Raw genomic sequence first — 24,106 nt, 5'->3', positions numbered from 1 at the left:
TTATGCAATCAGACCTACTTTCTGATGCTATTTCAAACCAGCGACGAAGCGAAAAGCGTCGCTGGTCTGTTATTGGCATTCTGCTCATTGTGTTAGTCACTTCTTTTGTATTGGATATTGCGACAGGACCATCCTTACTGAATGTCAAAGAGGTTGCCAATGCTCTACTGCATTTAATTGGCTTCCCTGTCGAAGTCGACCCCACAACCAAAGTCATTGTCTCCAGTCTACGTTTACCCATTGCCATAATGGCAGTCATTGTCGGTGGAGTACTAGGCGTTGGCGGTGCCGAAATGCAAACTCTATTAAACAACCCTATGGCCAGCCCGTATACGCTTGGCATGGCGGCCGCTGCTGGGTTTGGCGCGGCACTTACTCTCTATTTTGGTTCATTGGGACTGAATGCAAATGTGGCGGTTCCTTTAGGCGCTTTTGTCTGCTGTATGCTGGCTGCTGCCTTTTTATTTGCTTTAGCCACCATGAGGCACATTAGCTCAGGTCAGCTAATTCTTGCTGGGATCGCCTTACTGTTCCTATTTCAATCTTTGTTATCCTTGGTGCAATTTGTCTCTTCCCCAGAATTAAGCCAGCAGATTTTATTCTGGCTGTTCGGCAGTTTATCCAAAGCATCTTGGTCAAACTTATCGATTATTGCTGGCATCACTTCTGTCTGTATATTTTTCTTGATTCGTGATGCATGGAAATTGACCGCATTGCGATTAGGGGAAGAAAGAGCTAAGAGCTTAGGAGTAAACGTGAGCCGATTACGCCTAAAAACCCTTTTCATTGTCGCTTTAATGACCGCCACGGTAACCAGCTTTGTCGGTATCATTGGCTTTATCGGTATTGTCGCTCCCAATATTGCCAAGATTTTAGTGGGTGAAGATCAGCGTTTTTTCTTACCCTTGTCGTTTTTAATTGGTGCTTTTCTTTTATCTAGCGCCTCTGTTTTGTCAAAAATCATCGTCCCTGGCGCGCTATTCCCTATCGGTATTGTCACCGCAATTATAGGTGTGCCTTTCTTCTTTTGGCTGATTCTAGGAAAGAGGCGCTAACCCATGCTTCAAGTCAACAAGCTTAATGTGACGTTGGATACTCTAATCCTTGCTAAAGACATGTCTTTTTCACTCGAACCTGGAAAAGTACACGTTATTATTGGGCCTCAACGGTACAGGTAAGAGCACCTTATTAAAAACCCTCTTTGGTGATATTCAACCAACCTCTGGTGACATTTCTTTCCGTGATACTTCGCTGAAACGTAAACAAATTTCGCGCTGGCGTGAGCAATTTGGTTACATGCCGCAAGACATTCGGCTTGATATAGGGTTCTCAGTGTGCTTGAAGTTGTGTTATTGGGGCAATTAAACGCTTTAGGCTTACGATTAGACAATTCGCTGATCAAACAGGCTCTAACAGCGCTAGAAAAAATTGGCTTATTACACCTTGCTAACCGCCCAGTGAATAAACTGAGTGGCGGACAATGCCAGATGATTTTGTTCGCTCAAGCCTTGATGAGAAACCCTAAAATCCTGATGTTGGATGAGCCTGTCAGTGCATTAGACCTGCATTTTCAGCATGTCTTATTAGACCATTTGGACACACAAACCAAACAACAGAGCTGGGTCACATTAATGGTGCTCCAATGACCTTAACCTAGCCGCCCAATACGCCGACAACTTATTAGTGTTAAAAAATGGTCATGTGGTGGCCAGTGGTCATCCAAGCGATATTCTAACGCCTGCCTTGGTGAAAGAGGTTTTATGATGTCAATGCCGAAGTCACCAAAGACAGTTATGGCATTCCCTTTATTAGAACCATTCGACCTGGTTTCACACCACAGAAGCCCACCTTGCAACCACACAACTTACAATCTAAACGTACCATATGCCTTTAAGACACTTTTTAAAAGACTGGCGCTTGCTGTCACCTGCGGGTCAAGTCTTGGTTATCAATGGTTTTACTTTTAACCTTGGTTTTTATATGTTGTTACCTTACCTAGCCGACCATCTAGAGCATAATCTAGGTATCAATGGCTGGTATGTTGGTGTGATCATTGGACTTAGAGTATTAAGCCAACAGGGTCTGTTTTTAGTCGGAGGGACACTGGGCGACCGATTAGGCTACAAGCGCTTAATTCTTCTCGGTTGCGCCGTTCGCATTATTGGTTTTGCATTGTTGGGTGTCGGTCAAAGTATCCCTGTATTACTGTTAGGTGCATTTTGTTCTGGCTTTGCTGGTGCACTCTTTACTCCCAGTAGCCAAGCGTATTTGGCCTCAGAATATCCCGAACAAAAAGCCCGAAGTAAAGTGTTCGCATTGCAGAACCTTACCTCTGAAGCTGGCATGCTATTAGGGCCATTACTAGGATTATCCTTACTGTACATCGATTTTGCTTTAGTCGGTTTAATGTCAGCCGGATTATTTACCATACTGCTGATCATTCAATGGCGATTCTTGCCTGAGCTTGCTTCTCAAAAAGCACTTTCTACCATACCTAATCAACCATTTTGGCAGCAGTGGGGGCGAATGCTAACGCACAAAGCTTTCATGCAGTTCGTATTATGCGGCTCAATGTATCAGTTATTATTTCATCAGCTCTACATTGCCATTCCTCATGAGATTCGTGTCGTGACCCAAGATGTCAGTATCATCACCTGGGTCTTTGCCACGTCGTCAATCATGGGCGTATTAATGCAAATGCCGGTCAGCCGCTTTGTAGAATCCCATTTAGGCACCGCTCGAGGAATGGGATTGGGCATGACGATAATGGGGTCAGGCTATCTGTGGCTGATGGGCAGTGTGTCATGGCTTCCCGCCTTACCTTTTATCATTTGCGCCATCTTTTTTAGTGTTGGCTCCATGCTAGTGTTTCCACTATTAGGCGCTTATGTGCCTACGTTCTGTTCCCCAAAGGAATTAGGCAGTCACTATGGCCTCTATTCCTGTATTGGCGGATTGTATGCCTTTGCTGGCAATATCAGCACAGGTTGGCTACTGTCTTCTACTGAGGTTAATCATAACTGGATTTGGCTTGGCTTAGCCTGTGCTGGTGCGTTGTCAGGTATGTTGTTATTTATACAGGTCTCAAACCAGACAAAAGAACAGAATATCGCTCTTTCATCTTAGAGCGAGTCCACCTGTTATAAACTTGTGTAGGTAAATTTTCCCATACTTATTAAATTCATATATATGTAAATTATCTCAGATACACTTAACCAATGAATTGATTCATGTTAAGTTATGTAAAAATTAAGTACAAATTAATCACGTACTTTACACGGATTATGTTTTTTGCAGGAGCAAGTGATGATTAACACCCAAAATCCCCCCTATGATTCAAAAAATACTGCGTTAAAACAATCACTAACCTTACCTCTTTCCACCGCACAGCGCGGACAATGGATTGCTCAAAAACTCTCTTCTAAAAATGCAGCCTTTAATATCGCTGAATACATAGAGATACAAGGCGCTCTTAATGTCGATTGCTTTACCGATGCCATTCAGCAATTAATTAAAGAAGCGGAGTGTATTCGTACTCGTATCGTCGAAAAGGACGATCAACTGATGCAAATCATCGACGAAGCAGACGATAACTACTTCTGTGTCTTTGACGTCAGTTCTACTAACAATCCCCATCAGACAGCCATGCAATGGATGAAAGATGACATGCAACAACCACTCACCCAACCTAATGATAGGTTATGGTTGAGTGCTTTGATAAAAATCAGCGAACAACATTATTACTGGTACCACCGCTGTCACCATGTTGCATTAGATGGCTTTGGAGGAAATTTACTGACCAAAAGACTTACTGACATATACCAAGCGAAACTCACCAACCATAACGAGGAAGAAAACCCGTTTGGCTCTTTAAAAGCACTTATAGAAAGTGAGTATGAGTATAAATCCTCTAAGCGTTACAAAAAAGACCGGCAATACTGGCTAGGAAATCTAATCAACTTACCAGAAACCACTTCGCTCTCACAAAGAATCACACCATCCGATCAAAAACAGCTGCGCAAAAATGTGCATTTATCACAGGCATTAACTAATACATTATCGACGCTTGCACAACATGTAGGTGCCAGTTTACCGCAAACCCTTATCGCTTTAGTGGCGGCGTATTTTTATCGTGTGACAGGAGCTGATGACTTAGTTTTTGCTATGCCTGTAACGGCAAGAACCAATCGCTTGCAACGCAGTATTCCAGGGAATGATGGCCAATGCCGTACCAATTCGCCTACATTTAACCACAGAGATAACACTGGAACAGCTCATCAAACAAGTGTCTAAGGTTGTACTGAATGCTCTAAGACACCAACAGTATCGCTATGAAGATCTCAAGCGCGAACTTGACTTCATTTCTGCAGGACAACAAATAGCCTCTTTAGGGGTCAACATTGAACCTTTTGATTACGATTTGACCTTTGGCGATTGCAAAACGTCTTTGCATAACTTAAGCAATGCTTTAATTGATGATTTAACGGTGTTTATCTTCGATCGACATGACAACAATGGTCTAAAAGTAGAATTCGATGCGAATCCTAACCGCTACACAGAGCATGAACTAGAAAACCATCTTGCACAATTTGAACGTCTGATCAACGGAATGCTTGCTGCACCAAACGACGCAATCAGTAAAGCCACATTACTATCAGAGGATGAGCGCCATAAAATTCTGCATACTTGGAACAATACCGCTTATTCGATTCCACAACAGTCCATAGTTGAAGCCTTTAGAGACCAAGTACTTCGCACGCCAACTGCCATCGCGGTCTCTTCTGAACAAAGTAAATTTACCTATTCAGAACTGGATGCTTTGTCTAATGCGTGGGCAAACAAACTGATCAGTGAGCACATAGGTTCAGGTGATTTGGTAGCGATTGCGCTCACTCGTAATAGCAACATGCTAGTGGCGTTACTGGGCACACTAAAAGCCGGAGCTGCCTATTTACCACTGGATCCAGATTTTCCAGAGGAGCGCCTTCGCAGCATACTCGAAGACGCCCAGCCCAAATTAATACTCAGTTGTCATGAGGCCATCGAACATTTACCTAACGTCTCACCACCAATAATGCTCATCGACGACCCACATTCAGATATTTCATTAAACAATAATGCTTGTCATCCTACTGAGCTAACCATTTCCGGAAACAGCCCCGCTTATGTCATCTATACATCGGGGCTCTACTGGACGACCAAAAGGTGTAGAAATTCCGCATAGTGCTTTGATAAATTTCTTATACGCCATGCAAAAAGAATTCAACCTTACAAGTAAAGATAAATTCTTGGCTGTTACGACCATTTCATTCGATATTTCTATCCTTGAACTATTCCTACCTCTTACTGTTGGTACATCTGTTGTGATAGCAGATAGAAAAACCGTTCGAGACCCACAAGCATTAACAACACTTGCAGTTCAAGAAGGCGTCACATTACTTCAAGCCACACCATCTCTTTGGCAAGCCTTATTACCCGCTCACAGCAAGGAACTAAAAGGCATTCGCTCTTTGGTCGGCGGAGAAGCCTTACCTGGACAACTTGCACAAGCTATGTCTCAGTTAGGACATCCAGTACTCAACGTCTATGGCCCAACTGAAACGACGATATGGTCAAGTATCATGCCGCTTGTTGAAACAAAAGACCTACGACACCCCCATTGGCCGCCCTCTACTAAACACTCAGATGTATGTTTTAGACCATGCATTAGAACCCGTTCCTGTGGGTGTCACAGGAGATTTATATATTGCAGGTAAAGGCTTAGCTCGCGGTTATTATAAACGCCCAGATATTACTAATGAACGTTTCATTGCAAACCCTTTTGGTGAAGAAGGTAGCCGACTGTATGTAACGGGCGACAAAGCACGCTGGCGCCAAGATGGCGTCCTAGAATATCAAGGCCGTGATGATCATCAGATAAAAATCCGCGGTTTCCGCATTGAAATTGGGGATATTGAATCCGCTTTGCTTGCGTGCCGTGAAGTCATCCAAGCCATTGTGATTGCCCAAGCGTCACCAAATGATGATAAGCAATTGGTCGCTTATATTGTGCCGGTTGATAGTAATTTAGACACCAGCGAACTGCGTCGACAACTGATCAATGTCTTGCCAGATTACATGGTACCACCTCACTTCATATTATTGAATGAAATGCCATTAACACCTAATGGCAAAGTGGATCGTAAGGCGCTACCGCAACCAAGTTGGCAGGCAACAAACAGCTACGAACCACCTCGTAACCAATTAGAAGAAATGCTAACCAATCTCTGGGCCGAAACACTTGGCTTAACACTTGTGGGGATTCGCGATAATTTCTTTGAAATCGGCGGAGACTCCATATCTGCAACACGAATTTTAAATCACATTCAAAAAAACCTACAAATTGAAGTGCCTTTAGGCGTGCTATTTAAAGCATCCACTATTGCCGATTTATCAGAGCACCTAAGTCAAAGCGACGACTGGGATCCTATGATTAGCACATTGCCAATTAAATCAAGCGGCACCGATGCAGCTCTATTCTGTATTCACCCTGCTCTAGGATTATCTTGGGGTTATGCTGGCCTTCTACGTCATTTGCCTAAAACCACGCCACTTTATGGTCTTCAGGCAAAAGGGTTGCGACACGCAATACGCTTACCTAATTCCGTTGAAGAAATGGCAGCAGAGTACTTACAACAAATCAAACAAGTACAACCAGAAGGGCCTTACCGACTTCTTGGCTGGTCTTTTGGTGGTCTTGTTGCACACTCTATTGCCGAACAGCTACAAGCCGAAGGTGAAAGCGTATCCTTCTTGTGCATGATGGACAGCTACCCATATAAACTTGACTATCAGCAACCTAAGAATGAAGCCGATATCGTTAGAGCTGCCCTACTGTTCCTAGGTTACGACATCAGCACATTGGATAATCTGCCAATTAATAAAGAAGAGCTGGCCTCTCTGTTATGGCGCGACTACGATGACTCTTCTATGTCTGTTGTACAAGACATGCAGAAGAGCCAAGCTGACATTATGGACAGAGTACAAGCCATCATTGAAAACAACCTTGAGCTAGCTGGCCGCTTTAAACCAGGCAAAGTCGATGGGGATCTACTCTTCTTCATCGCAGAAGAAAGTGTGAATGGCTCAATGGGCAATATTCTAGAGCATCAAGCCAATGCTTGGTCTTCAAGAATAACGGGCAAGATAGAAACACATAGCATTCCTTGTAGACACCAAGATATGCTTGATTCAGCGCCTCTTGAAAGCATTGCCCCCATCATTAAAGAGCGCCTTCAGCAATCGGCTGAAAAGCATAAAATTAAGGTTAACTAACAATATCAAGCAACCCTAAAAAATAACCCCAACGCATTGTAAGGGGTTATTTTTTATTGTCAAAATAACAATACTACAAGCACAAATTCCTACCGCTGGAACTCACCATCACGTTCAGGCTGATACTCCACTTTGATAATAGCAACCGACAGGAGATCACCATTTGGCTTTGGCCAGTCGATTTGATCGCCCTCTTTTAAACCCAGTAAGGCACTGCCAACAGGCGCTAAAACCGACACAGTATCTTCAGCGCCATTAGCGTCTTTTGGGTAAACCAAAGTCTTTGAAAACGCCTTGCCTGAAGATAAGACTTTAAAGGTCACAGTCGAATTCATCGTCACAATATTGTCTGGCATTTCTTGTGGCTCAACAATGTCGGCACGGTTAATTTCCTCCTGCAAATCATCTTTGTTAGGAAATTGCGCATAGCTGAGCGAATCCAGTATTTTCTCAAGTCTCACAGCATCTAATGATGAAATGGTTATTTGTGGTCTTTGCATCATAATCTACCTTTTCTTTATCTTAGCTTAACCCATTACTTAAAATAGAAAAAAGCCGTAAGTAAGCGAGTCACCTACGACTTGATTCAGAGATTTTTCCAGTGTGTAAAAAGTATAATGGAAGGAGAATTTGCTCCGGCAAGAAACCTTCCTTGTGTTTATAGCGCTCACTCTTCCAATCAGAGCGGTGGCTTTGCACCACAATGGATCATCATAAGCGAGTTGAAACACAAAGTCAGCAAACAAAAAGAGCCTGTATGCATAAAACACACAAGCTCTTTTCATCAAAACACCCATCGATCAATAACGCAGTTGCTCTAACCCACAAAACGGATCAATAGCGGCATCAGTATTAAATCTTAATCGTCCCAACAAGCCTTCCACGACGGCCTTCTGAACCTCCAATAAAGGACTATAAGCATTAATGTAGACAGGTACTTTAGGTGCATCATACAAAAGATACGGATGACCAAAGGACACCATCACCGTTGGAATATCCACCCAAGGACGATACATGGCATTACCAAAACCATTATGTAATGCCATCCAATCAATATAAATATGCGACTTCACCAACATGGACTCATCGGCGTTAAGATAGAGTAACAAATCATACTCTTTCACATTTAATGCCATTCCTGCTTGAAACTCTGTGACATCAAAGCCCTCACTTTTCAGCATGCTAGCCACATTCAATGGTGCAGGCTCAGGACTAAAAACATGCCGTATACCTGTAGAAATAATCAACACACGTTTGTGACGTTCTAAATTAATCGGCAAAATACCATGGCGATTTTTCACTAAATGCACCGTGCGACGATTTAGCTCAGGAATACGATCTGCGTAATTCGATGCAAGAAGATCATTAAATTGGCTGACACTGACCTCTTGTTGTTTTTCATGCAAACCCAACGCCGCCTTCATCGCCAAAATACGCATCACAGCTTGCTCTAAACGAGCTTCCGATACTCGACCGTCACGAACCGCTTTTAACAGAAACGCATAATCCTCGACTGGATCCTTGCAAAACAACAACATGTCACAACCGTTTTCAATAACCTCAGCCACCACGTTTTCACGTTTCGCCCAGCTACTCAAACCAGCCATCACAGACGCATCTGACACAATTAAGCCATTAAAGCCCAACTCACCACGCAGCAGTTTTTCATTAAGTAATTTGCTTACACTGGCTGGTCGCCACCATTCTTCAGGGTTGTCATCATGGGATTTTACGTACTCAGGCAACGCAATGTGCGCCGACATAATCGACATCACATTGCTGTCAATCGCACTACGATAAAGTCGTCCATAACGCTCTTCCCATTCAGACATAGTTAATGGGTTTACTGTCGTGACTAAATGCTGATCACGATCGTCAAAGCCTTCTCCCGGCCAATGCTTTGCCGTTGCTGCAATACCGTTTTTTTGGAAAGTAGTAATATTCGAGCGGCTCATACTTTCGATAACATCAACATCGCTACCGTAAGATCGAGTTCCTACGACTGCGCTACGAAACTTAGCATTAATATCGACAACAGGAGTAAATGACCAGTTAACGCCAAGCAGTTTCGCTTCTTGCGCAATCACTTTAGTACAATACTCCACCGCACTCTCATCTTTTAACCCAGCAAGACCAAGCTGGTTTGGTACTTGAGCACCGAAAGGAAAGCTCATGCCACCGCCTTCAAGGTCACCACTCACCAAAAGCGGAATGAAAGAATGACTGCGCAGCTGATTCATCATCTTTACTTCGGTATCAAGATCTCGACCAACAAACTTGGTAATGGCACCGGGTTGAATGGTGTCAATAAGAGACAACTCCTCCGCCGAATTTGCCCTCACAATAAGGTTAAATAGCTGCCCTACTTTTTGCTCTAACGTCAGCTCTGAATATGTTTCATCCACCCAAGCAAGCTCTTCGTCATCTAGAAAAAACGGTGCGTTACGGAATGATTCATTCATAAAAAAAACCTCCATATTTCTTAATTTGCTTGGTTGGCTTCACGAGTCACTCGTAACTCAGACTGCATGGTGTCTTCTATGTCTCGCGTTATCGGATAAAAATACGCTATAAATGCAATACAGCCCGCACCGAACGCCGGTATCAAACTCATGAAAAGTAAAATCATCTGAGCAGACTCAGCCGTTTGCTCAACACCTGCTTGATAACCAGCAAAACTCAAACCGATACCCACCAAGGCTCCGCTTAACCCCATACCGAATTTATGGGAAAAGGTCGCAGAACTGGTCGACAACCCCACCACACGACGGCCCGATTTCCACTCTACATAGTCTGCGGTATCTGCAACCAATCCCCAGATAGACGATGCGGCAATGCCTTTCGCTAATTGGTTAAAAAAGATAATGGCGTAGATTACATACACATCCGCTGGATCAACCCAGTACACATGACTAATCAACCCCATACTCAACAGCGCACCCGCTATCACCAAGTTGCGCTTTGAATAACGTTTCACCAATTGCGACATCAGGGCAGATCCAGCAATCATGCCCAAGCTTGCCATGGTAAAAAACAGACCCGCCTTGCTAACATCGCCCACAATATAGGTGAAATAATACATGCCCACAGCAAAGGGCATGATGGTAAAAGTAAACAGCGGAATGCCCATTAAAATAGTCACCCACCAAGCTCGATTTTGAATCACCACGGCAAAATCGTCTTTCAACGAAGCGTTTTGCTTAATCATGGGAACGCGCTCTTTAACACGAGAAAAGCATAGCCAAAACATCACCACCATAATGACACTTAGCAACATCATGGTGTATTGAAAGCCCTGCTGTTTATTACCGCCACCAAAAAACTCCACCAATGGTAGGGTGCCTGCGTTGACCAACAAAGCTCCAGTAAACGCCAATACCATTCGAAATGACGCCATTTGACCACGCTCAACTGGGCTATCCGATATGGTGGCTGGTAAGGAGGAATAAGGAATATTGATGGCTGTGTACAGTGTCATCAATAGAATATAGGTGACAAACGCCCAGATGATCTTGCCGGATTCATCCAGATCAGGTGTCGTAAACGTGAGTACAGCGACAATCGCTAAAGGAATAGGCACATAGAGTAAATAAGGTCGAAACTTACCAAACCGAGTTTGGGTTCTATCGCCTATCATACCCATAATGGGATCGGATATGGCGTCCCACATTCGGGTAACAAAGAATAATGTCCCAACCAAAGCCGCAGAAATACCAAATACATCGGTGTAGAAAAACATCAAATAGGTGCCAACCGCAGTAAACACCACATTACTGGCTAAGTCACCAAAGCCATAGCTAACCTTATCGAAAAACGACAACTTCTTCATAACGAATCCTTTTTTTGTATTTATTGTTTGGTTTCATTATGGGAATTAATCTTAAAGGTGCTATCCGATTTTTGACCTACTCGTTAGCCGTTTTTTGACCTTACCAGTCCTCTCAAACTAGCAGTCTTTAAAAGAGACCGCTAAAGATACAAGAATTGCTTATCCAACCACGGCATTATTCGCTGTTTCAAAAGCACGACATCGACCCCCGCATAGGCTTGACCAATATCCACTAAATTCACCGATTCGCGCTTAAGTCGAAACGCGGTTGGCGTACAATCATATTCTCGACGAAACGCCATATTAAAGGCTTTAACAGATGGGAAACCATGATCTAAAGCGATATCTGAAATGGTTTTTTTCGGTTTTTGAGCAAGATCTGACAAGCTCTTTTCTAACCGATAAAGTGTCAGATAACGCAAAAATGTTTCGCCTACTTTGGCTTTAAAATAGCGACTTAAATAGGCTTCCGACAGACCTCGCTCTTCGGCAAGTAAAGACAGAGAAATGTGCTCTTGATAGCGCAAAGTAATCTGACGTAACAAATCATTGATTAATAAAGTGGATTCCATAGAGTCTATTTTATTGACACTCGTTACAGGAAAATAACGAGAAAACAGCAAACCAAGCTGAGCAAGTAAGCTCGTTTGCGCCTGTTGCCAATAATCTGTTTTATAGTGCTGCTCCCACCAAAGATGCGCCATCAGCTGCTTAATCTTTGGAAACATATTTTGCTGAACCAAACTCCATGCCTTCACCGGCCGACTATCCAAAGCCACGCCAACAAAATGATGTTGCAGGCAGAGCACCAAATTATCTTCTTCGGTAGATTGCGTGGCGTGAGGCAGTGCTTTATTGATAAATAAAACATCGCCTTCCTGTAAAGCAAATATCTCATCCATGACTTGCACGCGAATACGGCCTTTCACTACCCACAAACACTCATGTGCATCGTGATGATGCAACTCGCACTGCGTCACAGAATGGGCAAATACTCGGCTTTCTTCTTCTAATATTTCCGCTCTGTTCGACAAATACATAACAAACCTACTCCCTCAACAGCTTAACGGATGATAAGGAAGTTAAGGCACAAAGTCACAGGCAAAAAAAAGCCCCGCATTAGCGAGGCTCTTTATAGATATTTTTATCAGTGATTAAACCGTGGTATTTTTCACTGAGAACATGCCGTACGCTGCCACCACTAAGAAACAGACTGCAGGCACAACATAAGAAATAATCGCACCGAACTCATCAATGGTTGCACCTTGGACTAGTGGCATCACCGCACCACCTAGGATCGCCATGACTAAACCAGCTGAACCAAACTTAGTATCACTACCAAGACCATCCAATGCGATACTGTAAATAGTTGGGAACATCAAAGACAAACAAGCCGAAATAGACACAATTGCCCAAACACCTGAAATGTCTGGCACCATCACAGCGTACAAACACAAAGCCGTACCCAATAGCGCCAAAATGCTCAACAACACAGCGGGACGGAAAAAGCCCATCAACCAGGTCATCACAAAACGCGATATCAAGAAAATAATCAAACTGTACTGTAGGTAATCAGACGCACTGGCTTCCGTACCGCCCAGTGTTTCTTGCACGTATTGAATCGTAAAAGTCCAAGTACAGGTTTGCGCGGCCACATTAAAAAACTGCGCCACGACACCCCAGCGGTATTGCTTTCTTGCCAGCAACCGACCTAAAGTCGCCATGAAATCAATCGTCTGAACCTCGTCAACATTGACCTTGTTCTCTGATTTAGGGATACGCATGAAATAGATAAGTACCCAGATAATCATCAACACGAACGCCATACCAACATAAGGTGTCATCACGCTGTTTAATTCATCTGCGCGAATGCTCAACAGCATTTCTGGTGCCATGCTGGCTCTTTCTTCAGCGGACGCTGTGTTTAGATTAGGAAGAATCAAGGTCGCCGCAAGAAAGACACCGATATTAGTACCAACAGGGTTAAACGCCTGAGCCAAGTTCAAACGACGTGCTGCGCTGCCTTCTGGCCCCATGGTCATCACAAAAGGGTTCGCCGAGGTTTCTAAAATAGACAAGCCTGCCGCCAAAATAAATAAGGCCGCCAAAAAGAAACCATAGGTCATCGACACGCTGGCAGGATAAAACGCCAAGGCACCTAAAATAGCCAAACCTAACCCTGTCAATACACCTGCTTTATAGGAGTAACGCGCATTGATAAACGCGGCTGGAATCGCTAAACAAAAATACGCGCCGTAGTAGGCAAACTGCACTAAAGCGGATTCAAAGGTACTCATGGTGAAGATCTTGCTAAACACTTTTACCAATGGATCGGTCATGTTGGCCGCAACACCCCATGCAGCAAAACAGGTAATCAATAGGATAAACGCAATTTTCATGTTCGGATAAACGAACGGAGCAGACAGGGATTTCTCAGGAGCTGTATTTTGATTTTTCATAAAGCAAACAACATCTATTATTTTATAGTTGGATGATAGGACGTACCGGCTGTCTTCAAAAAGACAGGCTGAAAGCACTTCACCAGCATCAGACATTGATATAGGCTAACCGCAGAAAAAGACTGCATTGTGATGCATTGAAACCAGCACAAATCGCCTTATCTACGACCAACATCAAACACAAGGTGCGAAATCCTATCACCAACTTTCTATAAAAATGAGCCTGCAACGCAAAACTAAATCGCCAATGCTGCTTATTAATCTTTTCTTACCCATTTCATTAACATAAATGAAATAATTATGACTGGCGGTTCATTTAGGGCACTACCACCACGCCTTACTCAGCGCTTTCTCAACAAGCGTAAAGCATTCGCTGTCACCAATGCTGTCGCACCAGAATCCGCCAACACCGCCAACCACAACCCCGTTATACCTAACAAAGTTGTCACTAAAAACACCGCTTTTAAGCCTAAGGCGATGGTAATATTTTGACGAATATTCACGTTCGTCGCGCGGGATAAACGAATCATCTCAGCCAAGCCTTGTAAACGATTGTGGGTCAAGGCGGCATCGGCGGTTTCTAACGCCACGTCTGTACCGCTCCCCATGGCAATACCTATCGTAGACGCTTTCATCGCGGGCGCATCATTGATGCCATCGCCCACCATGGCGGTGGCTTGTCGTTGGTTAAGCTCAGTGACTGCAGTGACCTTGTCCTCTGGTAATAAACCCGCACGAAAATCTATGTTCAGCTCTGCGGCAATGGCCGCCGCGGCACGGGGATTATCCCCCGTTAGCATCACGCCATTAATCCCCAGATCCGCCAAGTCTTTCAATGCCGCCTTCGCATCATCACGCAATCTGTCTCGTAATGCGATCAAACCCGTTAGCTCACCGTCTTCCAGTACAATAACGACTGTTTTGCCCTCTTCTTCAAGGCCCATCACTTGCTGTTGAATCGAATCGTCTAAAGCCTGATCCAGCTTACTGGGGGAACTGATCTTGATTTTCTTTTCCGCAAAATCCCCTTCCACACCAACGCCCGCCAAGGTTTTACGATTATCAGCGTGAACGAAAGCAACGCCTTGCTGTTCGGTGTAATGCACAATGGCTTTCGCCAAAGGATGGTGCGATCCCATCTCAACGGACGCTGCTGCCGCCAATACATCATTCACATTAACGTTATGAAAAGTCACCACATCTGTCACGCTTGGCTTACCTTCGGTTAACGTACCCGTTTTATCGAAAGCGATGGTTTTGATTCGACCAAGCTGCTCTAACGCCAAGCCCCCTTTAATCAAAGCGCCTCGACGAGTTGCCGCTGCCAACCCAGAGGTTATCGCTGCTGGTGTCGAAATCACCAAGGCACAAGGACAGCCAATCAGTAACAAAGCCAAACCGCGATAAATCCACGTATCCCAAGATTGAGCGAAAGCCAAAGGCGGAATCAAGATCACCAAGACAGAAATCAGCATGATCACGGGCGTATAAATACGACTGAATTTATCTAAGAAGCGCTCAAGTGGTGCTCGGCGCTCTTCCGCTTCTTCAATAAGCTGTAAAATTCGATCTATGGCGTTTTTACCCGGCTTTGACACTACCTTGAGCCGCACCACCTTATCGACCAACAGACTCCCTGCTGGCACTTTTTCACCAGATGAACGCTCAACAGGAACAGATTCCCCCGTCAAAGCGCTTTCATCAAAGCTTGCCATACCGGACAACAGCTCAGCATCCGCCGGCAAGCGTTCACCCGGTGATACTTCAATTTCATCACCTGGACGTAAATCCACAATAGCGATTTTTTGGCGCTCGCCATCTTTGATAATCAACGCTTCCTCCGGCAACAAAGCCATTAAAGCGCTCACGCCTTTACGCGCACGATTCGCCGCAAAGGATTCCAAGCTCTCGCCAATCATAAACAGCAACAACACCATGGCCGCTTCTGCCGTAGCACCAATGAATAACGCGCCGATTGCCGCCACGCTCATTAGGGTTTCAATGGCGAAAGGCGAACCGCTGCGCATCATGCGCCATGACTTTTTCATGATGGGGACTAAGCCAACCAAGGTCGTGACAATAAAAGCCGTTTCGCCAAACACAGAGTTAAACTGGGCTATCCCCCAGCTCAATAACATCAGCACAGCCAAAGCGACGATCGGACCGTATTCGGTTAATTTTTGGCGAGAAAACCATGACGTCATTTGTTGTTCAGAGTGGGTAGACTTTTGGCTCTGCTGCTTGGCAGCACTGTCACCCAAAGAAACTAAGTCAAAGCCAATGCCTTTTACAGCGTTTTGAATTTTGTCTGACACATCAGCATTCACCGACACTCGAAGTTTTTCAGTAGAGAAAACCACATTGGCACTTACTACACCTTCTACGGAAGAAACCGCTTTCTCAATAGAGCGCGCACAACTGGCGCAATCCATACCGCTGACACGCCAACTATACATTTGCTTTCCGGCTTCTTGCGCTACAGAGGCATCGTCATTTGTATTAGTAGAGGCAGAGCAACTGTCGTCTTCCTCACTGGAAGAACAACACTGATTTTCTTTTGAGCCACTATCATCGCTTGCGCAACAAGAGGAAACGTCACTTGGCGCTGTACAACAAGATCCGCTCGTCTCTTGATGATAATGAGCCTCGATGAACATGAGCTTGTGATTGACTAGAAAGGTGACACTGACATGAAGAATGAGATTGGCAATTTTCTGTATGTTTACCTGATGAGTGACGCATAAATCTCTCCTGTTATGAGTCTATAACAAGAGTGTAGACCTTGGAGCATACTCCAAGGTCAAGCATCTACTGCCTATTATTTAAAAAATAAAAAGAGTCTTAGCTCTTAATTGAAACACCTTCTACTTCTAATACCGTTTTTGCATCGGTGCGTTCCATGATTTTCACTAAGGCCGATTGAATCACTTCGTCTTCGCGTACATCACTTTGTCCTGCAAAACGCTGTGCTTGCGGCTCTGCGCCCTCTTCTGCAGTAAAAGTCACCACGACTTCTGTAGCGATCTCTTTTGTGTCACCGAAATAAGCAATGGAAAGTTGCGGATAACCTTTAAAACCCATTTTGACTTTCTTTGCGATACGTTTTTTCGATTTATCTATGTTCATGCGGCCTGCCTAAAGGGAAAAGGTAATTACAAGGAAAACGAATCTTTGGATTAAACCACAAAGCAGACCAATCAAGGTAAATTAAACACAAAATAACCCCACCCTACAGGAGGGGTCAATCACTTAATTAGACTAAGCGCCCCTCTAAACTCATCCGCTCGACAATCACCAATCAGTTCAAACAAGCACATTTCAAGGCTGGTCACTTCCGCGCCTTTGCGGGCTAATTTGGCAAGCGCCATGTCTTTATTCTCTCTAGTTCGAGATGACACGCAATCGCTGACCAGCTCCACGTCATAACCTAAATCCAGCAAGCCTAACGCGGTTTGATACACACAAATATGCGTTTCAATACCAGTAATAAGCCACGAATTCATCTTGGCTTTTTTCACTGCCTCGACAAAAGCAGGTTCACCACAGGCACTAAAGGAATACTTAGCAATGGGACTTCAACCTCTATCCAACGCTTCGCGTAACTCAGGCACCGTTGCGCCCAATTTTTCTGGGTTTTGCTCCAGCCACAAAATGGGTAAACCCAATAGTTTGGCGGCTTTTACCAGCTTCACTAAATTGACGATAAACACCTCACTGTCATGAACGATCGTCGCTAGCTTTCCTTGAGCATCGATCACCACCAAACCCGTTTTGTCTTTTCTTAACATTTTACGCTCCTCTTTTTTTGTAATGTCATCCTGCGCTTATACGATCAATTCAATACCTAAGACATCATCAATACAAGGTTTCGCTGCCACTTCATCACACCATACGCCAAAATACATCACCACTCATAAAAGTCCCTGTTAGTAAAATCGAGCGATTTTGTTATTTGTTTCCCTTTTGAAGAATCGTAACCTTCTTGACTGATAATTTTATGTGGGAAAAACAACATGCTCAATAAAATAAGAATCAAAGTACGTGGTTATCACCTAGATCTGTTCCAACACGTCAACAACGCTCGGTATTTAGAATTTATTGAAGAAGGCCGTTGGGCGTTTTTTGATGAGTTTTTCGATAAAGACGACTGGATGCAGCAAGATCTGGTCTGGCCTGTGGTGAATATAAATATCAACTTTAAATCCGAAGCGAATTTTGGAGACCTGCTCGAAGTACAAACCCGCTACGCTAAAATCGGCAATCGTAGCGTCACCATGCAACAGACCATCATCAATGTAGAAACGAACACCACCGTCGTTGAAGCCGATGTCACCTATGTATGCTTCTCCAAAGCCGCCAAAGCCGCCATTCCTTTTCCTGATGACTTCAGACAAAAAGTCGAACAGTCTATTGCCGAATTTGAATAAACTCAACAACATGACGTTAAAACTGACAATAAAAAAGGGCTATTCGCCCTTTTACATTCTAATGATCACGGTTTAGAAATTACCAGCTCAAGGTCACTTTCTGCCCTGTTTCCAGAGATTTCTGTGCTGCATCAGCAAGTATTTGTGCACGACGCCCATCTTCGAAACTTGGAGAAACAGGTTTCTTCGCCAAGACGTTTTCAATGAAAGACGTGAGTTGCAAATTATAAGCATCCACATAACGATCAATAAAGAAGTTATAAAGCGGATCTTTTACTTGCGTTGTGTCTTTAGTGTAGCGGGTAACCGAGGTTGGTGTTTGGTTATTAGAAATCACCATGCCTTCTGAGCCAAACGCTTCAACCCGTTGATCGTAACCATATATCGCGCGACGTGAACCATTGATATGAATCAAGCGGCCAGATTGGCTTTTCATAATCACCATCACGCTATCCACATCGCCAATCTCGGTGATTTTTTCATCCACCATGGCGCTGCCAAACGCTTGCAGCTCCACAACCTCTTCACCCAAGACAAAACGCGCCATATCAAAATCATGAATGATCATGTCACGGAAAATACCACCGGACGATTTGAGGTATTCTACTGGCGCCATACCCGGATCTCGACTAGTAATGATGATCTGCTCTAACTTGCCAATACTGCCATCTTGCGCGGCTTTGACAACAGCTGCATGGCTTGGATCGTAACGTCGATTAAAACCAATCTGAATAGGCACGTGACAATCTTTAATTTGTTCTAAACAAGCGTTTACTGTAGCCGTGTCTAGATCTATCGGCTTTTCACATAAAATGGCTTTACCCGCTTTGGCGGCTTTAATAATCAGCTCCACATGGGTATCCGTACTGGTGGCAATCAATACCGCATGCACATCAGGATCAGCCAAAGCGACTTCTACACTGTCAGCCACCTTGGCACCAGTGGCTTTCGCAACGGACTCTGCCGCCGGCGCATAGACATCAAAGACATATTTTAAGTTAGATTGAGCAAACGCCTGAATATTTTGAGCGTGCATCTTTCCGATTCGACCCGCACCGAATAACGCAAAATTAAGCATAGTTTTATCCTTAGGTTTATTTTTTATACAAGGCGACTATTAGACTTGTAGATATTGTTAACAAAGTATTGGCGAGCACAGTAGTCGCCCAAAAATTAAAATCATTTATAATTTTTTATCTCGTTCAATAATCCAAGCATGATCCGGATCATTATGAAAAATCCAGTTCCGACTTGGCCCCGCCATGACATTCAAATAATAGGACTGATATCCATGGGGTACGCCAACCGGATGATAGCCTTTTGGCACCATGACCAGATCACCATTTTCCACCGCCATGGTTTCATCGATGCTTCTGTCATCGGTATAAACTCGTTGAAAGACAAAGCCTTGTGGTGGATCAATCTTATGGTAATAGGTTTCTTCCAATTGTGTTTCCGCAGGCGCCGCATCGGTATCATGCTTATGAGGTGGATAACTCGACCAGCCGCCACTTGGTGTAATCACTTCACACACCAGCAAGCTGTCAGCGGGTTCGTTGCCAAATAAGATATTGCACACATGACGAGTGTTGCTGGCTACGCCTCGCGTTTCGTATTGGCATTGCTCAGGCGTGATCAACTTAGCTTGAAAGCCGCCCTTACCTGGCGCCTTACAAAATGCCACTTCCACATCGGTAATGGCTTCGATCCGAATTTCATCGTGTGCTGGGGAATACACAGAATAAGGGGCTTTCTGTTCAAACACACTCATGCGGTCGCCAATATTTTCCCATGCTTCTTTTTGAGTGCTCGCGTTGACTTTACCAGACAAAATCACCGCGCATACTTCATCGGTTCCGGTTTGAATAACAACCGACCCACCAGCTTTAAGCTGGTGCGCTTCAAATCCCACATAACGCCAATGGGCACTTTCTGGCGTCACTAACTGGGTTTGTGTTTCACCATTAACATGGTGTTTTTTGCTTAGTCTGTTTTTACTCAGTAAATGTGACATAAAAACCTCAATAATGATTATTGTCGCTTAATCTTGCTGAACCTATGGTTAAGGCTGCGCCCTGACATCGTATTGCTCTACGTCAACCCAGGCTCTTTTTTCAAAAGACTCCACCACGCTGTCGAGAATAATATTGACCTGAGTGGCGGCTCGAAAATCTGGCCATAGGGGTGCGTCGTTAACCATACCTTGAAATAAGTCTCGAATTTCAACGGCTTTCATGTCATTGAAGCCCAGGCCATGACCTGCAGACACACAAAATGCCTGATAATCAGGGTGCTCAGGTCCCACTAAAATACGCTTAAAACCTTGAGTTTGAGGATGGCCTTCAGCAATATACAAAGACAACTCTGATAAGGTTTCTTGATCAAAAATCAAGCTTCCCTTGGTTCCTGTGACTTCAAATGACAAACCATTTTTTCTTCCCCATGCGATTCGTGATGCTTCTAACGTACCTTGAGCACCATTAGCAAAGCGCACCATCATATGAGCCTGATCGTCGTTTTCTACTTCACCAACGCTTGCTTTGTCATCGTTTGACGCTTGATATATAGGACGATATTGATGAACCACTTTGAGATCGGCACACAACGATATGATGGGAGCCACCAAATGTGTCGCCAGTTGCACAAGATGCGAGGCCAAGTCATTCAACGCACCGGTTCCTGCAAACCGCTTCTGCAAACGCCAGCTAAATGGCAAATTAGCATCGGCAAGATAATCTTCATTAAACACACCGCGAAAATGCACCACCTCACCAATATCACCACGAGCGATTAATTGCTTAGCAAATTGCACCGTTGGGTTCTTGATATAATTAAAGCCCACTAGTGTTTTAACACCAGCACGCTCGGCCGCTTCAGTCATTTCCTTGGCGTCATCCGCGTTCAATGCTAACGGTTTTTCACTGTAAACATGCTTACCTGCGGCAATAGCGGCTAACGCTATTTCCTTATGTAAAAAATTCGGTGCACAAATATCCACAACGTCAACATCGGGATCATTAATCAAGCACTTCCAATCCCCTGTAGAGCGATTGAAGCCCAATTCCAGCGCCTTCATTTCTGCCAACTCTGATGTCGCGTCCGCTAGCATCTCACACTGTAATTGACCTTGTGGAATAGCAAATGCTGCTATCGCATTGCGGTAGGCTATCGCATGGGCTTTGCCCATATAGCCAGACCCCACCAACCCCACACGCATTTTCTTTACCGTCATGATCGTCTCACTATCGTCTGTGATATTCCAACAATGAAACCATAATAGAATATTTATTTCATTTAATTCAATAGATAAAGTGTATTTTTGTGGGAAATTATTAAAAGTCTTCGTTAAAAATAAAAAAACATCAACGACAACAACAAACAAACCCATTAAAAACAAAAAGATAGGGGATATGAATTTAAAGATAGAACCTTAAATTATTGAAATATTTATTCCAATAAATCTCGTGCAGACCTAGTTAGGTCTTTTTAGGTGACTTGGCACCACGCTTTAGAACCCAATACAAATACATAACCACAACGAGGTTAAACAAGAGTATTGAGACGTGAATAAAACTGGGAGTCTGGTAGAGGGCGTACAGTTCAAAGGGAATGTAAAGTGAGCCACTAATAAAAGCGAACCATTCGGTCCAGCGTAGTCGATGCCAAAGCCCATAGGCCATGACAAAACGAAAACAGGCATACAGCAGCGCGATTGCTGTCACCAACACTAGGCTCTTGTGAGTAACACTTTCGATCATACTAAGGACTAAAGACACATAATGATTGGTCGTGGAAATAGACCACTGAGCCATCAACTGCTCAGCCAATTGATGAAGATCCCGTCCTGCCAAAACATTCACACTAACCACAAGAAATAACGCCAATACGCCTTTTATCCCCTCCAAAAGGGCGATGGCGTTAAGACCTTCAAACTTCATAATGAAACTTTTTCACGACTATTGTGCTCGTCAATATGGTATTAAAAATAACTTCAGATACAAAACCCAGTATAAGAAAACAAGATGACAAAAAGGTGTTCAGGATTAATTATTAAGTAAAATGATATAGCAAAGGAAGTGTAAAAGAGTAAAGAGCGATAGAAACATCAACGAAAGCGCAATAAAAAAGGCAGGCTGGGGACAAAAGCCCAACCCACCTTAAACAGATCGAACTCGCGTTACACCCTAAACTTATCCAAGGATTTTGCTTGCTCAATAGTAATTTCTACCATGGTTTCACACAAAGCAGATTGTTCAGTCGCCGCATCAGAAACTGACTGACTGATGTCACGAATATTCGTCGTGTTACGATTAATTTCGTTCGACGTTGCACTTTGCTCTTCCGCTGCTGCCGCTATTTGTACCGTCATTTCATTAATTTCGTTAATACTGGCACGAATGGCTTCTAACGATGCTTTCGCCTGATTCGCAATGTGCTGAGTAGCGTTGGCACTTTCTCGACTTTCAAGAATGACTTTCTCAGCCCCTCTCACGCCATTTTGAAGTTGCTGAATCATTTTCTGAATTTGTTCGGTCGATTCTTGTGTTTTCGATGCTAATGTTCTCACCTCATCCGCAACAACGGCAAACCCTCGACCTTGCTCGCCCGCTCTGGCCGCTTCAATCGCGGCGTTCAAAGCCAATAAGTTCGTTTGATCAGCAATATCGGTTATCACCGTCAAAATAGATTCGATATTATTGCTGTATACGACTAACTCATTGATGGTCGTGACTACACCGCCCATTTTATCGGTCAACTGTGAAATCGAAGCCGTCGTACGTTCCACCACAAGAGAGCCTTCTTTCGCTGCTGCATCGGCATGATTAGCGCGACTGGCTGCCGTTTGAGCGTTATCCGCCACATCATGAGCCGTGGCTGACATTTCATGCATCGCCGTCGCTAATTGATCCAGTTCGTTTAACTGAGTATAAAGCTCTGAGGATGAACGTGCAGAGGAAGCCGCCGTTTTATCAGTATTTTCACGGACACGTAAAGACCGCCCTTTTACCTCACGTATCATTTGCTGTAAATAATCAACAAACTTATTAAACTCACTCGATACGGCACCAAATTCATCATTGCTGATAATGTCTAATCGCTTGGTTAAATCCCCTTCTCCGCCATTGATCTCCTGTAGAGACTCACGCAAAGCTCGCAAAGGTTCCAACAGACGAGTAACCACAACATACAAGATAATCGAAACTAGCAAACCGGCAATCAAGGTACTCCATAAGGCTATCCAGCCAAAGGAGCGCACGTCAGCAAATAATTTAGCCTCATCCAGTACCACGCCAATGTACCAATCAGCCCCGTATAAATTCGGTAATGGACTAAACGACACATAAACCGATGTGCCATCTGCTAGCGTATTTGGCAACAACCCATTACTCAAGGCTGGCACGCCTCCTTGCAATAAGTCCGCTATAGATTTGCCATTCAAATCAGCATTGGGATGACTGATGATCTTGCCAGATTTATTTAGCAAAAAGGCATAACCGGTCTCGTTGAAATTCAGGGTGTTCACCGCATCTGATACAGTTTTGAGACTCAGATCTCCGCCAAATGCCCCTTTAAATTGCCCCCGGTCCGAAAAATCGGCTATCACAGAAATTAGAATATCCCCTTCTGTAGAAACATAAGGCTCGGTCAACACAGCTTGCTTGTGATTTTTCCCCATATCATACCAAGGACGCTTGCGAGCATCCCAACCAGGTGGGTTCCAATTAGGATCGTTCGTAAAACGAGGGCCACCACTGTCCAAACCACCAAATAGTAATAAAAATTCTTTTTGGTAAATGGGTAAATCAAAGGCTTTTTGAATGGTCTCAGGACTGAAATCGGCATCGATTGTTTGTGAGATTGACTCGATTAAATCCATTTTATTTTTAAGCCAATTATCCACCTGTAACGCCAACGCTTTACTACTTTCTTGCGTGCTGGTCATGGTTTTTTCAAACAGTGCGGCGCGAAGACTTGAGTATTGCAACCAAGAGTAAATCGAGAACGCCAACACAACGACAACGGAAGCACATAAAACAACTTTATGGGATACCTTCATAAGCTCTACCTATCAAATA

20 protein-coding genes and 2 pseudogenes are annotated in these 24,106 nt (G+C 44.0%); 9 read left to right on the top strand and 13 right to left on the bottom strand.

What is annotated here, in order from left to right; all coding sequences use genetic code 11:
• Positions 1–2 precede the first annotated feature (2 nt).
• The 8 genes and pseudogenes from ONZ52_RS13130 (at position 3) to ONZ52_RS13100 (ending at position 7,314) form a co-directional block, all read left to right on the top strand.
• On the top strand, positions 3–1,055 hold the full coding sequence (locus tag ONZ52_RS13130; RefSeq protein ID WP_265219098.1) for a FecCD family ABC transporter permease: 1,053 nt from the start codon (positions 3–5) through the stop codon (positions 1,053–1,055).
• 49 nt (positions 1,056–1,104) lie between these two features.
• Complete coding sequence (locus ONZ52_RS13125; RefSeq protein ID WP_321160310.1) at positions 1,105–1,365, top strand: ATP-binding cassette domain-containing protein; 261 nt, start codon at positions 1,105–1,107, stop codon at positions 1,363–1,365.
• Positions 1,335–1,646: an ATP-binding cassette domain-containing protein gene (locus ONZ52_RS13120; RefSeq protein ID WP_265219096.1), complete on the top strand. Its 312-nt coding sequence runs from the start codon at positions 1,335–1,337 to the stop codon at positions 1,644–1,646. The genes ONZ52_RS13125 and ONZ52_RS13120 overlap by 31 nt, the downstream gene beginning before the upstream one ends.
• A gap of 238 nt (positions 1,647–1,884) precedes the next feature.
• The gene (locus tag ONZ52_RS13115) at positions 1,885–3,126 is read left to right on the top strand and encodes an MFS transporter (protein ID WP_265219094.1); all 1,242 of its coding nucleotides are present in this window, start codon (positions 1,885–1,887) and stop codon (positions 3,124–3,126) included.
• 180 nt (positions 3,127–3,306) lie between these two features.
• Positions 3,307–4,293, top strand: a complete 987-nt coding sequence (locus ONZ52_RS13110; RefSeq protein ID WP_265219093.1) for a condensation domain-containing protein — start codon at positions 3,307–3,309, stop codon at positions 4,291–4,293.
• Positions 4,214–5,224 (top strand): AMP-binding protein, encoded by a 1,011-nt coding sequence (locus ONZ52_RS13105; protein ID WP_265219092.1) that lies wholly within the window; start codon positions 4,214–4,216, stop codon positions 5,222–5,224. The genes ONZ52_RS13110 and ONZ52_RS13105 overlap by 80 nt, the downstream gene beginning before the upstream one ends.
• Positions 5,166–5,576, top strand: a pseudogene (locus ONZ52_RS25415) (AMP-binding protein); the annotation flags it as partial. The gene ONZ52_RS13105 and the pseudogene ONZ52_RS25415, both read left to right, overlap by 59 nt.
• A 52-nt stretch (positions 5,577–5,628) precedes the next feature.
• Positions 5,629–7,314, top strand: a complete 1,686-nt coding sequence (locus tag ONZ52_RS13100; protein ID WP_265219091.1) for a thioesterase domain-containing protein — start codon at positions 5,629–5,631, stop codon at positions 7,312–7,314.
• Between the two features lie 89 nt (positions 7,315–7,403).
• Here ONZ52_RS13100 and rnk read toward each other — a convergent pair whose 3' ends face one another.
• The 8 genes and pseudogenes from rnk to ONZ52_RS13060 all read right to left on the bottom strand — a co-directional run bounded on the left by rnk (position 7,404) and on the right by ONZ52_RS13060 (position 17,390).
• Positions 7,404–7,817, bottom strand: a complete 414-nt coding sequence (rnk, locus tag ONZ52_RS13095; RefSeq protein ID WP_265219090.1) for a nucleoside diphosphate kinase regulator — start codon at positions 7,815–7,817, stop codon at positions 7,404–7,406.
• 297 nt (positions 7,818–8,114) lie between these two features.
• Positions 8,115–9,776, bottom strand: a complete 1,662-nt coding sequence (locus tag ONZ52_RS13090; protein WP_265219089.1) for a glycoside hydrolase family 3 protein — start codon at positions 9,774–9,776, stop codon at positions 8,115–8,117.
• A gap of 20 nt (positions 9,777–9,796) precedes the next feature.
• Positions 9,797–11,143: an MFS transporter gene (locus ONZ52_RS13085; RefSeq protein WP_265219088.1), complete on the bottom strand. Its 1,347-nt coding sequence runs from the start codon at positions 11,141–11,143 to the stop codon at positions 9,797–9,799.
• A gap of 140 nt (positions 11,144–11,283) precedes the next feature.
• A complete protein-coding gene (locus tag ONZ52_RS13080; protein ID WP_265219086.1) occupies positions 11,284–12,183 on the bottom strand; it encodes an AraC family transcriptional regulator in 900 nt (299 codons plus the stop codon).
• A gap of 114 nt (positions 12,184–12,297) precedes the next feature.
• The gene (gene fucP / locus ONZ52_RS13075) at positions 12,298–13,602 is read right to left on the bottom strand and encodes an L-fucose:H+ symporter permease (protein ID WP_265219084.1); all 1,305 of its coding nucleotides are present in this window, start codon (positions 13,600–13,602) and stop codon (positions 12,298–12,300) included.
• Positions 13,603–13,943: 341 nt separating this feature from the next.
• On the bottom strand, positions 13,944–16,259 hold the full coding sequence (locus tag ONZ52_RS13070; RefSeq protein WP_265219082.1) for a zinc/cadmium/mercury/lead-transporting ATPase: 2,316 nt from the start codon (positions 16,257–16,259) through the stop codon (positions 13,944–13,946).
• Positions 16,260–16,443: 184 nt separating this feature from the next.
• Entirely contained in the window at positions 16,444–16,728 is a 285-nt protein-coding gene (locus tag ONZ52_RS13065; protein ID WP_265219081.1) for a hypothetical protein, read from the bottom strand.
• A gap of 119 nt (positions 16,729–16,847) precedes the next feature.
• Positions 16,848–17,390: pseudogene (locus tag ONZ52_RS13060) on the bottom strand (hydrolase).
• A 225-nt stretch (positions 17,391–17,615) separates the two neighbouring features.
• On the opposite strand from ONZ52_RS13060, the gene ONZ52_RS13055 reads away from it, so the two are divergent.
• Positions 17,616–18,029, top strand: coding sequence for an acyl-CoA thioesterase (locus tag ONZ52_RS13055; RefSeq protein WP_265219080.1), 414 nt, complete (start codon positions 17,616–17,618; stop codon positions 18,027–18,029).
• Positions 18,030–18,108: 79 nt separating this feature from the next.
• Here the strand turns inward: ONZ52_RS13055 and iolG are convergent, their stop codons facing one another.
• From iolG to ONZ52_RS13030, 5 genes are all read right to left on the bottom strand, one after another.
• The gene (iolG, locus tag ONZ52_RS13050) at positions 18,109–19,107 is read right to left on the bottom strand and encodes an inositol 2-dehydrogenase (RefSeq protein ID WP_265219079.1); all 999 of its coding nucleotides are present in this window, start codon (positions 19,105–19,107) and stop codon (positions 18,109–18,111) included.
• A 105-nt stretch (positions 19,108–19,212) separates the two neighbouring features.
• Positions 19,213–20,043 carry a 5-deoxy-glucuronate isomerase gene (iolB, locus tag ONZ52_RS13045; RefSeq protein ID WP_265219078.1) on the bottom strand — a complete coding sequence of 277 codons (831 nt, stop codon included), beginning with the start codon at positions 20,041–20,043 and terminating at the stop codon, positions 19,213–19,215.
• Positions 20,044–20,091: 48 nt separating this feature from the next.
• On the bottom strand, positions 20,092–21,261 hold the full coding sequence (locus ONZ52_RS13040) for a Gfo/Idh/MocA family protein (protein ID WP_265219077.1): 1,170 nt from the start codon (positions 21,259–21,261) through the stop codon (positions 20,092–20,094).
• 244 nt (positions 21,262–21,505) lie between these two features.
• Positions 21,506–21,967 carry a DUF2127 domain-containing protein gene (locus ONZ52_RS13035; protein ID WP_265219076.1) on the bottom strand — a complete coding sequence of 154 codons (462 nt, stop codon included), beginning with the start codon at positions 21,965–21,967 and terminating at the stop codon, positions 21,506–21,508.
• Positions 21,968–22,206: 239 nt separating this feature from the next.
• Positions 22,207–24,087: a methyl-accepting chemotaxis protein gene (locus ONZ52_RS13030; RefSeq protein ID WP_265219075.1), complete on the bottom strand. Its 1,881-nt coding sequence runs from the start codon at positions 24,085–24,087 to the stop codon at positions 22,207–22,209.
• Positions 24,088–24,106 lie beyond the last annotated feature (19 nt).

The organism is Marinomonas rhodophyticola, from assembly GCF_026113935.1.
Classification (GTDB): Bacteria; Pseudomonadota; Gammaproteobacteria; order Pseudomonadales; family Marinomonadaceae; genus Marinomonas; species Marinomonas rhodophyticola.
Note: the sequence above shows the minus strand (reverse complement) of the source record. Positions and strands in the feature narration are given on the sequence as shown.